Here is a 13,208-nt window from a genome sequence, read left to right as displayed (position 1 = left end):
AATTCGCGAAGTTAAAGCACGGATGTAGGGAAAATGCGGGTTAAGGTCCCGTCAGGGACGGTAAGGCTGGTAAAAGTAGAGTGAAAACCAATTCAGCCTGCTGCATTCCGGAAACGACTTTAGTGTTGGCGGGTTCAAGTCCCGTCAGGGACGGTATGTTGGTAGACGTTTTGATAAAACCTAAAATATTAAGATGAAAATCGCGATAGCGCAGCAAAATTATCATATAGGCAATTTTGAAGATAATACCCGGAAAATAATGGGGGCTATACAATATGCCAAAAGCCGTAAAGCCGACCTCGTTGTTTTTTCAGAGCTAAGCATATGCGGTTATCCGCCCTTCGATTTTTTGGAGTTCGACGATTTTATAAACGAATGCTATAAGGCCATTGATATTATAAAAGAACAGGCCGATACCATTGGGGTGATTATAGGTAGCCCCCAACGCAACCCGGTAAAAGAAGGGAAAGACCTGTTTAATGCCGCCTGGCTGTTGTACGATAGAAAAGTGGTGGGCGTGGCGCACAAAACCCTGTTGCCGACTTATGACATACTTGACGATTACCGGCATTTTGAACCGGCTTACGAATGGAATGTACTGGAATTTAAAGGAAAAAAAATAGCCCTCACCGTTTGTGAAGATATCTGGAACCTCGGCGATAACCCCCTGTATCGCCTTTGCCCCATGGATAAATTGATTACCCAGCAACCCGATCTGATGATAAATATATCGGCTTCGCCGTTTGATTATGACCATGACATGGACCGTGAAGAAATTATTCGTGCCAATGTATTAAAATATGGATTGCCCATGTTTTACTGCAATGCCATTGGTTCACAAACCGAGATCGTTTTCGACGGCGGCAGCCTGGTGATGGATGCCAACGGGCAGATCGTAAAAGAGATGAAATTCTTTGAAGAAGATTTTGCCATTGTGAGCCTCGACGATATTGAAGTGCAAAAATCAAAACGGCCCAAAACCCTGAAGGCGGTGCCTGAATTTGATAAGGATATGCGGGTGTCGAAAGTAGAAGATCCTGAAAAGATCATCGACTACCTTACCAGCGACGAAAACATTGGTGAAATTAAAGAAGCCCTGATACTGGGTATACGCGATTATTTCAGAAAAATGGGTTTCACCAAAGCGATTCTTGGTTCTTCGGGTGGTATCGACAGCGCTGTAACGCAGGCGCTGGCTACAAGGGCATTGGGGCGCGAAAATGTACGGGCTGTTTTAATGCCATCGCAATTCTCTACCTCGCATTCGGTAGAAGATGCTGAGCAACTGAGTAAGAACCTGGGCAACCCGTACGACATAGTGCCCATCAAAAACATTTACGAATCATTTCTGCATACATTAAAACCCGTTTTTGGCGATTTGCCATTTGGGCTGGCCGAAGAAAATATACAAAGCCGGTCGCGCGGTAATGTGCTGATGGCTATTGCCAATAAATTCGGTTATATATTACTGAATACATCCAATAAAAGTGAATTGAGTACCGGGTATGGAACTTTGTATGGCGATATGGCCGGTGGTTTAAGTGTGTTGGGCGATGTATATAAAATGCAGGTATATGCACTGGCCAATTATTTAAACCGCAATGGCGAAATCATTCCTGAGAACATTATATCAAAGCCGCCATCGGCCGAATTGCGACCCGATCAGAAAGACAGTGATAGCCTGCCCGATTATGCATTGCTTGATAAAGTATTATATCAGTACATCGAAAAACGCAAAGGGCCTAAGGAAATTATTGCCATGGGTATTGATGAAGCGCTGGTTCGGCGCGTGCTAAAAATGGTGAACACCAATGAATACAAACGTAACCAGTTTTGTCCTATCATTCGCGTAAGCTGCAAAGCGTTTGGTGTTGGGCGCAGAGTGCCGATCGTGGGGAAGTATTTGTCGTGAATCGACAAGCCGTGGCACGGCTATTAAATATTTATAAAAAAGGGCTGCCGGTGATGGCAGCCTTTTTTATAAAGCAAAGTGATGAAATTCAATTATTATCTGCTGAATGTAGATGTAAATGTAACAGTCGTTCCGCCATAGTCGCCTGACTCTTCCACAACAAGCTTTTTATTTGAAAGTGATTTTACAATCATCTCTTCAGTTTGCTGAGTAGTTACAATTGTAAGGGTTGAACCTGAAAGTGTAAATGTACCGGTTTCATCTCCGTTGGGATCGCAGTGGGTACCGAGGTCCTTATATTGATAGCTGCCATCTGCTTTAAGAATAATCTGATCATCTTTTGCGCATGCTTCAACATAATCCTTGGTGATATCCTGTTCAGGAACGCTGGTGGCTTTAATTGTTACAGTAGAAAGAGTGTAAGTAGCTGCAAGGTTCTCTTTTGTAACAGCTAAGCTTTCTTCCTTATCTTTTTTACAAGCGGTTAAAGCGGCGGCTGTTAATACTACTAATGCAAGGGTTTTTGTAAATGCTCTGTACATATTGATTGTTTTTGGTTAAACGTGCATTGATTTATTCCTTTAAAAAAACGTACAACCTGGTCGTTTTTTTTAAAACATTTCGTGCAGGCCAATAGCTCTTATTTATAAGTGCTTATAGCGCTTACACTGTTTTTTATTTTTCCTTACGCCTGATAGTCTTAACTGATTAATCCTGTAGTATCGGTTGCAACGGAGGTTTTATATTACTTGGGGATCTGCCTGTGTTTTGTTTACAGGCAGTTATAAACGCTGTAGATAATAGGGTAAGCGTTTTGGTAAAAGGGCTATACATAATGGTCGGTTTTTGGTGCATTTCTTCGAACTCGCAAATAAACTACATTCTGATGACTTTATTGTGTAAGCGATTGTTTTTTGTGGTATTTGGGGATAAATGAAATTACTGGATAAGTTAGGCCTGGGACGTGTATTTTGCACATAAGCATTGCGGTCAACGCTTGTTATAGATTAGCATTCAATAAATTATTCACGCTAAATAACGTAGCGGTGTACCTGCCTGCATACCTAAAACAACAAATGTCCTGTACACCTTTATTAAAAAGAAAAAATTAAAGAGCCTCCTGTGCTGCAGGAGGCTCTTGTTTTATAATACAATTTATCTTCTCAATGCTTAAGATCGACTATTACATTTACTGTTCCCAGTGGTGGAGCCGCAACTTCTTTTTGTAGTTCCAGTTTTGTGCTGGTAAGTACGGTAACTTTTGCATCACCGCTTTGGCCGGCAAAAATGGGATCGGGCGTTGTTAAAGTGGTTGAGTTTTTGAACCACCATTTAAAGCTGGTGGTTTGCGGATCAGATGAATTACATTTAGAGGGTCCTTCATCTACTGTTCCGGTACTGTCAGATTTAAACGTGATAATATTATCCCTGTCACAGGCATTTATATAAGCAGTTCCCGGAGCATCGGGTTTTCCATCTTTATCATAGTCTATAGTAACGGTATCATACTTCCATGACGCACTGGTAATTAATTGGTTATTGTTTTGACTATTGTCGTCTTTGGCTTTATCTTTTTGACAGCTAAACACTACAAAACCAATTAACAGCACAACGAAAGCATACTTTATCATCTGCATAGTTTTTATTTTAATTTGACCCGGTGCATTACAGCCGGTTCAAAGGTTTTACTATTAATTACAGGGCGTATCAAGGAAAGCGGATACTACTAATCTGAACAGAAAAAATGTCGGGCATATTATCTGCAATATGTATCTGTGACTGCGGCACCTGATAATACGCTGCATAAAAATTCAGCTAATAGAGCAAATTTTGTTCCGTGTTGGTGTCTTTTGGGGCAGAGTAAATCGTAATATTACCATAACTAACATATTGCCCGTTTATTGTGCGTTGGGAACATAGTTTATTTTTATTGATTTTAGTGTTGTTTTTACAAGTTGGCAAGCATCTTGCAAAGGCTTTCACGTATTTTTCGTATCTGATTATCAATCATTCATATCTAAACCCCGATTATGCTATTGACAGCAGATGATATCCGGCAGCTCAATGATAAAATTCAATATCAGAGTGCTTTTATCGACCGGCTCCGCGACGAAACCGCCAGGGTTATTATAGGTCAGCATCATATGCTCGACCGACTGCTGATTGGTCTGCTTAGTAATGGTCACGTTTTGCTCGAAGGTGTGCCGGGTTTGGCTAAAACCCTGGCAATAAAATCGCTGGCACAGGCTATTCACGCCAAATTCAGCCGAATACAGTTTACGCCCGATCTTTTACCTGCCGACGTAATCGGTACTATGATCTATAACCAGCAAAAAAATGAGTTTGTGGTTCGCCGCGGCCCCATTTTCGCCAATTTTATATTGGCCGATGAAATTAACCGCGCCCCGGCCAAAGTGCAAAGCGCCCTGCTCGAAGCGATGCAGGAACGGCAGGTTACCATTGGTGACACCTCCTATAAACTTGACGAGCCGTTTCTGGTACTGGCTACGCAAAATCCGCTCGAGCAGGAGGGTACTTACCCGCTGCCCGAAGCGCAGCAGGACCGCTTTATAATGAAGGTGATAATTGACTATCCTACCAAGCAGGAAGAACAGATTATCATCCGCCAGAATGTACAGAGTATGAAATCGCCCGAAGTAGGCCGTGTGGTGTCGATGCAGGAAGTACTGCAGGCAAGGGATCTGGCGCGACAAATTTATATGGATGAAAAAGTTGAAAATTACATCCTCGATATTGTTTTTGCTACCCGTTACCCCGAAAAGTACAGGCTCGAAAAATTAAAACCGCTGATCGCCTATGGTGGTTCGCCCCGCGCCAGCATTAACCTGGCCCTCGCAGCCAAAGGACATGCCTTTTTAAATAAACGCGGTTTTGTTATTCCTGAAGATGTACGCAGTATTTCAAAAGATGTATTACGCCATCGTCTTGGTTTAACCTACGAAGCCGAGGCTGAGAATGTAAATGTTGAGAATATTATCGACGATATTTTGCGCGTTATACAGGTACCTTAACCAATTGGCAATAAGCAACAGGCAATAGGCAAATATTAATAAATGCTAAATTGCCAATTGTCAATTGCCTATTGTACATTGCCCATTGCCCATTCATTATGCTAACAACCGCTGAAATAATAAAAAAAGTTCGCGAGCTCGAAATCAAAAGCAAAAAGCTCACCCGCCATTTGTTTACGGGCGAGTACCACAGTGCTTTTAAAGGCCGGGGTATGTTGTTTAAAGAAGTGCGCGAATACCACGCCGGCGACGACATCCGGTTTATCGACTGGAATGTATCGGCCCGCTTTAACCATCCTTTCAGTAAAGTATTTGAAGAAGAACGCGAATTATCGGTAATGCTGCTGATCGATGTTAGCGCCAGTTCGTTATTCGGTACTTCACAGGCCCGTAAAAAAGACCTGATCACCGAAGTGGGCGCCGTACTGGCATTTTCGGCTATCAGCAATAATGATAAAGTGGGCGTGCTTTTTTTCAGCGATGTGATCGAAAAGTTCATTCCGCCGAAAAAAGGCCGTGACCATGTGTTGTACATAGTTCGTGAGCTGCTTACCTGGCAACCCAAACAAAAAGGCACCCGGCTGGGCCAGGCTTTACAACGGTTAAATAATACCGTTCGCCAAAGCAGTATTGTTTTTTTGCTGAGCGATTTTTTGGATAATGATTTTGAAGACGGGTTAAAGGTGGCCGGCAAAAAACATGATGTAGTAGGCATTAAGGTGTACGATAAAATGGATATGCATTTGCCCGATGCCGGTTTATTGGAAATTGAAGATGCCGAAACAGGCGCCCGCATGTATATCGATAGCAGCGATTACCTGGTAAGGCAACAACACGAGGCCGCATTTTTTAATCATACCAATTATTGTAAAAATATTTTTGTTCGGGCAGGCTGCGACCTGCTGCATTTACGCACCGGTGAAGATTACGTTAAGGTGTTACAAAAATTCTTTATCGGGCGTAACCGGTAACTATGAAAAATCGAATCCATCATATTATTCTTGCAGGCTGTTTAATCATCAGTCCGGTTTTGATGCATGGCCAGGTGCTGGGCAAAGCATCGGTCGACCGCGACCAGATCCTGATTGGTGAACCCATTAAGCTAACCCTCGAAGTACATATACCACTTGGCAAATCACTTACCTGGTTTACCCTTGATACCATTCCGCATTTTGAATTTATCGATAAAGGAAAAATCGATACCTCCGATAATATCGATGGCAAACAGTTTCAACAGGTGCTTACCATTACCAGCTTTGATTCGGGTACTGTGGTAATTCCGGCTATGACGGTAAAAGTTGGCGACAAGCCATATGTTACCGATTCAATACCGGTTGAGGTTGGCTATTCGCCGCTTGATATATCGAAAGATTATCGCGATATCAAGGAAATAGAAGAAGTGGCCAAACCCGCCTGGATGGCCTGGATTCCCTGGATACTGGGGGTGGTGACCTTAATTGCCTTTGGGGTTATTGTATACCTGCTGAAGCGGCCAAAGAAAGTGGTTGTTACAAAACCCGAAGAGCCAAAGCTGGGGCCTTACGAAGAAGCGCTGCAGGCATTGCACGATCTGCGTAAGCAGGGCTGGGCGCAGAATGGTGAAATAAAAACATATTACAGCCGATTAAATGATATTCTGCGTGTATTTATATTTCGCAAGCTGAAAATAGCAACGTTAGAAAAAACGAACGATGAACTGGTTACGCAATTGCGCCAGGTGTCGATGGATAAAGACAGTTTTAATCAGCTGGTAACTGCTTTGCAGATTGCAGACTTTGTAAAGTTTGCCCGTTACCTGCCCGATGAAAAAGATAATGAAAGGAATTTTGCCGTTATTGAATCGGCTATCAAAACACTAAATAATATCAACTAACCCTTGCTGTACAACTGGTTTGAAAATATAACATTTGCTTATCCTGAATTATTAGGATTGTTTATTCTGATACCGGCAATGCTGTATTGGTATGTTAACCGGTATGCCCGTCAACAGGCAACGATAAAAGTTTCTTCGCTGGCTGTTTTTCGTAAAAACAATTCGTGGAAGAGCACCTTCCGCCATGTGCCTTTTGCAATACGGTTACTGGCCGTAAGCAGTATTATTATGGCCATGGCCCGGCCGCAAACGCGTAACGACGAAGAACTGAAGAACGGGCAGGGGATCGACATTGTATTATGTTTGGATGTAAGCGGTAGCATGCTTGCGCAGGATTTTTTGCCCGATCGTTTGGAAGCCTCCAAGCAAATGGCTGCAGCGTTTGTTGATCTGCGTCCTACCGATCGTATTGGCGTTGTAATTTTTTCGGGTGAAAGTTTTACCCTTGTTCCGCTTACAACCGACAAGGCTGTATTAAAAACCCAGATATTTAATATTCAGCGCGGACTGCTCGAAGATGGTACGGCCATTGGCGATGGGCTTGGCGTAAGCGTTGACCGCCTCAAAAGCGTTAAAACAAAATCGAAAGTGATCATTTTGCTTACAGATGGTGAAGACCAGGGCGGGCGTATCGATCCGTTGGCTGGTAAGGAACTGGCTAAAGCATATGGCATACGGGTGTATACAATTGGTGTAGGAACTGAAGGATATGCACCGGTACCTGTTCCCGATGGCGCCGGCGGCACCACCACCCGCCAGCAGAAAGTGAATATTGATGAAAAGTTGTTGCGCATGATTGCTGAAGAAACCGGCGGACTGTATTTCAGGGCGCGTGATAACGAAAGCCTGAAAAGAATTTATTCTGAAATAGATAAGCTCGAAAAATCAAGAATAGAAGTTACTTCGCTCAAACGCTACACCGAGCGTTTCTTTCCCTTTGCTTTTGCTGCAGCTGTATTGCTGATGGCTGAGATATTTTTGCGATATACGTTATTTAAAAAGTTTCCGTAAGGATACCACAGATTTCCGCCTTCGGCGAACACGGATGGTATTAATAAAGCGTTGCTTGGCAACCTAATACCCGCCGAAGGCGGGTGCATCTGTGGCATCATAATTAAAAATCTGTGGCGTACATTTGACGACAATGAAAGCAATCGTTTACAGGTCAACCGGAAGCTGGTACAATATAAAAACTGAGGCAGGCAACAGCATGAGCGCCCGTATAAAGGGTGTTTTCAAAATTGATGATATCACCAGCACCAATCCTATTGCCGTAGGCGACGAGGTTGATATCGATGTTGAAAGTGAAACAGCCAATACCGCCATCATAACCGAAATTCATCCGCGCCGGAATTATATCAACCGGCAATCGCCGGCACACAAAAAACACCACCATATTGTAGCCGCTAATCTCGATCAGTCGTTATTATTTGCTACGCTGAAAGAACCCAAAACATCGCAGGGCTTTATCGATCGCTTTCTGGTTACCTGCGAAGCCTATCACATACCCGCCATCGTTGTATTTAATAAGGCAGATCTGTATAAAAATAAAGAGCAGGAAAAGTATAATACACTGAAAGAAGTGTACACTGCCATCGGGTATAAAATTGTACTGATGTCGATTAAAACCGGCGAGGGGGTCGAAGATGTGCGCGCTTTATTGAAAGGTAAAACCACCTTGTTAAGCGGCCATTCAGGCGTAGGCAAATCTTCTTTTATAAATTATATATTTCCTGAACTGCAGTTAAAAACACAGGATGTAAGCGGGTGGAGCGGCAAAGGACTGCACACCACCACCTTTGCCGAAATGTTCGACCTTCCGGTTGGTGGCAAAGTGATCGACACGCCGGGTATGCGCGAATTCGGACTGGTTGATATCAGCCGCCAGGAATTATCGCATTACTTTCCCGAAATGGCGAAACTGATTAACGAATGCCAGTTCAATAATTGTTTACATATTAATGAACCCGGCTGCGCGGTAAAAAATGCATTGGAAGAAGGTTCAGTTAATGTTGACCGGTATATCAGCTACTGCAATATTCTTGACTCGATTGATGATAAGAACTATTGAAATGTGAAATTAGAAATGAAAAATAAAGAATGAGAAAGTTGAACCCCAGGGGCGGATTTTTATACTTTTTCATTTTAAATTCTTCATTTAACATTTTCCATTTACGATATGTATCGCCTGGCATGATTCACCAGCAGCTTGTTCTCTAAAAACTTAGCCACTTCAATTACGGCGTCGTTGTCTTTTCGGGGAGCTTCGCGGAACTTATAAGGATAAATTGATATGCCCGTGTAAATGTTGTATTGAATTGTTAGAATATGACCTTTGTAAGTGAAGTTCCACGTTAGCGTATCGAAATCGTCCTGTTTGTTGGTAAACCTGATTTTCAGGTCGTCGATGAGGATGTTCGCAACTTCATAAAAGCGTTTCAGGCCGCAGTCATCATCAATGATGGCCTCGGTGCAACCAAAATCGGTGCGTAAGGTCAGGCTCATAAAGTACGGTTTTGGGGTATATGAATAATTGTTGAACGGTCGGTTCAACAGGGTTATCCAGGGAATTACGATCTGAATTTTCTTGCCTTTGGAACCTTTTCACCACTCAGTATACGCTCTGCTCCCACATTTTTGCCATTGCTCGGGCAGCCGTATTTCGGACTGCATGAACTGCCACAAAGAACATAGGTAGCAATGGCCAAAAAAAACAGGATTGTTCGAACAAATTTCATACGCGTTGATTTCAAAGGGTAAAACGCTCTTAAATCTAAAAATATTATACCGCAATTGCAATAGTCTTTGATCAATTTATTCGGTTACCTGATCACGGAACCAATCGGCGTATTTTACGTAATTATTGGCAATGCGGTCAATTTCCCCGTGAATTTGCGATACAACGATGTCTTTCACCTTTTTAGCGGGTACTCCGGCGAAAATGGTGCCCGGCGGCACAACGGTTTCTTCTGTTACAACCGCCCCGGCCGCGATAATGGAGTTGCTGCCGATGTGCGCACGGTCCATAATGATGGCGCCCATGCCCACCAGCACGTTATCTTCGATAGTACAGCCATGAACAATCGCATTATGGCCGATAGAAACGTTGTTGCCAATAACGGTTTGGGTGCGTTTATAGGTGCAGTGTATTACAGCGCCATCCTGCACATTCACTTTATTTCCCATGCGTATGCTGTTTACATCGCCGCGCACAACCGCATTGAACCAAAAGCTGCAGTCGTCGCCCGCTACTACATCGCCAACAATGGTAGCATTCGGAGCAATAAAACAATTATTTCCAAATGTGGGATATACTCCTTCAACATGTAAAATGATAGGCATAATCGTTTATTTTAATTTTTTATGTTTTCGGCTGTTGCACTACTATGTTTCGTCCCTTGCGTCGCACCCTTCGGCTTTCTGTTTGCTGATCATCGATATATCAGCAAAGATAAGCCATCTGCCAACAGAGGACTTATATACCTTTTTGCCTGTAAACTTTTCAACCGATCTGCTTTTTACCTGATCAACTTTTCAACCATTCAACTATTTTTCAACACCTTTGCCACCGATGAATCAGCGTGAATTATTTCTCAGGCATGTGGCCCAAACTTCCCCCGCTCCGTTGGGGTTAGAGATCGTTAAAGCCAAAGGTTGCATCCTGTACGATGCGGCTGGCAAAAAATACCTCGATCTCATTGCTGGTATCAGCGTGTGTAATGTGGGGCACCGGCATCCCAAAGTGGTAAAAGCAATCAAAAAACAGGTAGATGACTACATGCACCTGCTGGTTTATGGCGAAATGATCGAAACGCCACAGGTGCAATATGCCAAATGGCTTACCGATCATTTACCGGCCTCGCTTAATTCGGTATATTTTACCAATTCGGGCGCCGAAGCTACCGAGGGGGCCATGAAACTGGCCAAACGGGTTACCGGCCGCACGCAGATCATTGCTTTTAATAAAAGTTACCATGGTTCAACACAGGGCGCTTTAAGCATTATGGGCGATGAATACTGGCGCAATGCCTACCGACCGCTGTTGCCCGATGTATTGCACCTTGAGTACAATTCTTTTGAATCGCTGAACGAAATAACCGGTCAAACGGCTTGTGTAATTGCCGAAACCATACAGGGCGAACGGGGGGTATTTGCGCCTTCGGTTGAGTGGATGCTTGCCCTGCAAAGAAAATGCAGGGATGCAGGCGCACTGCTGGTTCTCGATGAAATTCAAACCGGTTTTGGTCGCACCGGCTCGTTGTGGGGATTTGAACAGTTTGCGGTGGTGCCCGATATAGTGCTGATGGGCAAAGCCCTGGGCGGCGGCATGCCCCTGGGCGCTTTTATAGCCGATAAAAAATTGATGAATGCATTTACCGAAAACCCGGTATTGGGCCACATTACTACTTTTGGCGGGCACCCTGTTTGTTGTGCGGCGGGGCTGGCCGCGTTTAAAGTGCTGGTAAAAGAAAAACTGGCCGATCGGGTGACAGAAAAAAGTGAGCTGTTTTATGAAGGCTTGCGTCATCCGGCTATCAAAGCTGTGCGGGCCAGCGGACTGCTGATTGCTGTTGAGTTCGACAGCTTCGAAACCAATAAAAAAGTGATCGATGCCTGTTTGCAGCAGGGCCTGCTTACCGACTGGTTTTTGTTTGCTCCGCAGTGTTTGCGCATTGCACCACCCCTGACCATTACCCAAAAAGAAATAAAAAAGGCCATACGGGTGATTCTGAGTGCCCTGAGCGAAATTGAGGGGGGAGCGTCCTGAGCGTAGTCGAAGGATCTTTCCAAAAACTGAGCGAAGCCTGCCCGGCTATTGGCGGGTCGAAGGGTGACCCTCCTTCTAATGTTAACGCTCTGCAAATGACCTAAATATCAATTATATACCTTTAAATTTGCCAACCTGAGCAAAACTGATATTTATTCACCTCAAAAATATGCTATGCGTAAAACTGCTCTTATTCCTTTTCTGTTTGTCGGTTTAATGGCCTGCAACGATGGCGGAGCCAAAAAAGAAGGTACTAAAACCGATACTGCAGCTGCAGCTTCGGCCGATACCATGCACGACCACCATATGGCTGAAGCTTCAAAAGCGGTTGAACCACTGCCGGCTATCCCTGATAGCGCCAAAGTATTTTTTGTTAACCTTAAAAACGGACAAAAAATAAAATCTCCCTTTAAAGTGCAAATGGGAGTAAAAGGTATTGCCCTTGATTCAGCGGGTGTACTCAGACCTGCTTCGGGCCATCATCATATTCTTATCGATGCAGGCGATTCGCTGACTGCAGGTACGGTAGTTCCGAAAGATTCTACCCATCTGCATTTTGGTAATGCACAAAAAGAAGCCGAATTAAAGTTAACACCCGGCGAACACAGAATTACCCTGCAGTATGCCGATGGTATTCATCGTTCATACGGAGGCAGGCTCGCTTCTTCTGTTACGGTAACAGTTCAGAAATAATTCCATATTAGCAATGGATCAAAGGAGAGTCCCGCCTCGGCGGGACTCTTTTTTTGTGGGTACCTGAGAAAACAGGTAGTCGTACATTTTCTTTTTATTTGTCCGGGAAAATTTCTACGAACAACTCTTAACATGTCTATCGCATTGTACTGCCATTATTCGCTGAAGCACTTGTGCTGAGAAATTCACGAGTCAGTATTTTGATCTGTCTGTTGCATCTTGCGCCACCGTGCTCCGGAGCTGAAGCCTGGTGCAGAGAAATTCACGCAACCGCCCTACCTTCTGCTGCGCCCCGCGCCACCGTTTTTCCAGCTGAAGCTCTGACGCATGCACCTGCGCAACGTACAGTTGCGTTGCATCAGGCAACGCAAGGCCACAGACCTCGCTGAGGGCCAATGCACATCACGATAGTTATCGCAGGCAAAGAATTGACAAATACGGCCCTTAGCTATAAAACTTTTTTGTCAATTGCGTATTGCACGGCGCAATCTGACATTAAAGTGTCTTTAATACACAAAAAATAGAAATTATTCAGAATAAGCTGAATTTTCTGACGTTTATGTTAAAATATTGCTACTCGTCTAAAAAATTATTTAGTTATTGATCTGTATAATATTTTTGAGATAGTTAAACAAGGTCTATGCAATAGCTTTGAGGGCATGACCTGCGGGGCGATTTTCTAATCGCCCTTTTTATTTTAAAGAAGTCCGTAAGTCCGAAAGTCAGAAAAGTCGGAAAGTCCGAAAGACAGTGGGAAAACCCGGTACTTCTTTCGGACTTTCTGTCTTCCGGACTTTCCGACTTCCCAACCTCCCAACCTCCCAACCTCCCGTCTTTAATCCCCTTTTAAAAAAAAATTTGGGGGTCATTTAGTACAATGGCATCATCCGTCTGTTTATAGTAGTGACAGTTAGTTACAATTTCGCTTTT

Annotated in this window: 13 protein-coding genes; 8 read left to right on the top strand and 5 right to left on the bottom strand. The window is 43.8% G+C overall.

Annotated elements, in window-relative coordinates; all coding sequences use genetic code 11:
* Nucleotides 1–193 precede the first annotated feature (193 nt).
* Nucleotides 194–1,912, top strand: a complete 1,719-nt coding sequence (locus AC59IL_RS22090; RefSeq protein WP_496554370.1) for an NAD+ synthase — start codon at nt 194–196, stop codon at nt 1,910–1,912.
* A 95-nt stretch (nt 1,913–2,007) separates the two neighbouring features.
* Here AC59IL_RS22090 and AC59IL_RS22085 read toward each other — a convergent pair whose 3' ends face one another.
* Entirely contained in the window at nt 2,008–2,454 is a 447-nt protein-coding gene (locus AC59IL_RS22085; protein ID WP_496554369.1) for a lipocalin-like domain-containing protein, read from the bottom strand.
* Between the two features lie 621 nt (nt 2,455–3,075).
* The gene (locus AC59IL_RS22080) at nt 3,076–3,543 is read right to left on the bottom strand and encodes a lipocalin family protein (RefSeq protein WP_496554368.1); all 468 of its coding nucleotides are present in this window, start codon (nt 3,541–3,543) and stop codon (nt 3,076–3,078) included.
* 399 nt (nt 3,544–3,942) lie between these two features.
* Here AC59IL_RS22080 and AC59IL_RS22075 point away from each other — a divergent pair, with 399 nt between their 5' ends.
* The 5 genes from AC59IL_RS22075 to rsgA all read left to right on the top strand — a co-directional run bounded on the left by AC59IL_RS22075 (nt 3,943) and on the right by rsgA (nt 8,888).
* Nucleotides 3,943–4,944: an AAA family ATPase gene (locus AC59IL_RS22075; protein ID WP_496554367.1), complete on the top strand. Its 1,002-nt coding sequence runs from the start codon at nt 3,943–3,945 to the stop codon at nt 4,942–4,944.
* Between the two features lie 98 nt (nt 4,945–5,042).
* Nucleotides 5,043–5,915 carry a DUF58 domain-containing protein gene (locus AC59IL_RS22070; RefSeq protein WP_496554366.1) on the top strand — a complete coding sequence of 291 codons (873 nt, stop codon included), beginning with the start codon at nt 5,043–5,045 and terminating at the stop codon, nt 5,913–5,915.
* A gap of 2 nt (nt 5,916–5,917) precedes the next feature.
* Entirely contained in the window at nt 5,918–6,817 is a 900-nt protein-coding gene (locus tag AC59IL_RS22065) for a BatD family protein (RefSeq protein WP_496554365.1), read from the top strand.
* 3 nt (nt 6,818–6,820) lie between these two features.
* Nucleotides 6,821–7,828, top strand: a complete 1,008-nt coding sequence (locus AC59IL_RS22060; RefSeq protein ID WP_496554364.1) for a vWA domain-containing protein — start codon at nt 6,821–6,823, stop codon at nt 7,826–7,828.
* Nucleotides 7,829–7,961: 133 nt separating this feature from the next.
* Nucleotides 7,962–8,888 carry a ribosome small subunit-dependent GTPase A gene (gene rsgA, locus AC59IL_RS22055; protein ID WP_496554363.1) on the top strand — a complete coding sequence of 309 codons (927 nt, stop codon included), beginning with the start codon at nt 7,962–7,964 and terminating at the stop codon, nt 8,886–8,888.
* Between the two features lie 101 nt (nt 8,889–8,989).
* Here the strand turns inward: rsgA and AC59IL_RS22050 are convergent, their stop codons facing one another.
* From AC59IL_RS22050 to AC59IL_RS22040, 3 genes are all read right to left on the bottom strand, one after another.
* Complete coding sequence (locus tag AC59IL_RS22050) at nt 8,990–9,322, bottom strand: DUF3630 family protein (RefSeq protein ID WP_496554362.1); 333 nt, start codon at nt 9,320–9,322, stop codon at nt 8,990–8,992.
* Between the two features lie 65 nt (nt 9,323–9,387).
* Nucleotides 9,388–9,555 carry a hypothetical protein gene (locus AC59IL_RS22045; RefSeq protein ID WP_496554361.1) on the bottom strand — a complete coding sequence of 56 codons (168 nt, stop codon included), beginning with the start codon at nt 9,553–9,555 and terminating at the stop codon, nt 9,388–9,390.
* A 76-nt stretch (nt 9,556–9,631) separates the two neighbouring features.
* Complete coding sequence (locus AC59IL_RS22040; protein WP_496554360.1) at nt 9,632–10,159, bottom strand: gamma carbonic anhydrase family protein; 528 nt, start codon at nt 10,157–10,159, stop codon at nt 9,632–9,634.
* A gap of 229 nt (nt 10,160–10,388) precedes the next feature.
* Between AC59IL_RS22040 and AC59IL_RS22035 the strand changes: the two genes are divergently transcribed.
* Both AC59IL_RS22035 and AC59IL_RS22030 read left to right on the top strand, forming a co-directional pair.
* On the top strand, nt 10,389–11,585 hold the full coding sequence (locus AC59IL_RS22035) for an aspartate aminotransferase family protein (RefSeq protein WP_496554359.1): 1,197 nt from the start codon (nt 10,389–10,391) through the stop codon (nt 11,583–11,585).
* A 174-nt stretch (nt 11,586–11,759) separates the two neighbouring features.
* Nucleotides 11,760–12,278 (top strand): DUF4399 domain-containing protein, encoded by a 519-nt coding sequence (locus AC59IL_RS22030; protein ID WP_496554358.1) that lies wholly within the window; start codon nt 11,760–11,762, stop codon nt 12,276–12,278.
* Nucleotides 12,279–13,208 lie beyond the last annotated feature (930 nt).

Source organism: Niastella sp. sgz303648, assembly GCF_059587045.1.
This window is presented reverse-complemented; position numbering and strand designations above follow the sequence as displayed.

Bases quoted from the DNA above. Each gene is read 5' to 3' on its own strand.
- AC59IL_RS22090 (WP_496554370.1), top strand. From the start codon at position 194: ATGAAAATCGCGATAGCGCAGCAAAATTATCATATAGGCAATTTTGAA.
- AC59IL_RS22085 (WP_496554369.1), bottom strand. From the start codon at position 2,454: ATGTACAGAGCATTTACAAAAACCCTTGCATTAGTAGTATTAACAGCC.
- AC59IL_RS22080 (WP_496554368.1), bottom strand. From the start codon at position 3,543: ATGATAAAGTATGCTTTCGTTGTGCTGTTAATTGGTTTTGTAGTGTTT.
- AC59IL_RS22075 (WP_496554367.1), top strand. From the start codon at position 3,943: ATGCTATTGACAGCAGATGATATCCGGCAGCTCAATGATAAAATTCAA.
- AC59IL_RS22070 (WP_496554366.1), top strand. From the start codon at position 5,043: ATGCTAACAACCGCTGAAATAATAAAAAAAGTTCGCGAGCTCGAAATC.
- AC59IL_RS22065 (WP_496554365.1), top strand. From the start codon at position 5,918: ATGAAAAATCGAATCCATCATATTATTCTTGCAGGCTGTTTAATCATC.
- rsgA (WP_496554363.1), top strand. From the start codon at position 7,962: ATGAAAGCAATCGTTTACAGGTCAACCGGAAGCTGGTACAATATAAAA.
- AC59IL_RS22050 (WP_496554362.1), bottom strand. From the start codon at position 9,322: ATGAGCCTGACCTTACGCACCGATTTTGGTTGCACCGAGGCCATCATT.
- AC59IL_RS22045 (WP_496554361.1), bottom strand. From the start codon at position 9,555: ATGAAATTTGTTCGAACAATCCTGTTTTTTTTGGCCATTGCTACCTAT.
- AC59IL_RS22040 (WP_496554360.1), bottom strand. From the start codon at position 10,159: ATGCCTATCATTTTACATGTTGAAGGAGTATATCCCACATTTGGAAAT.
- AC59IL_RS22035 (WP_496554359.1), top strand. From the start codon at position 10,389: ATGAATCAGCGTGAATTATTTCTCAGGCATGTGGCCCAAACTTCCCCC.
- AC59IL_RS22030 (WP_496554358.1), top strand. From the start codon at position 11,760: ATGCGTAAAACTGCTCTTATTCCTTTTCTGTTTGTCGGTTTAATGGCC.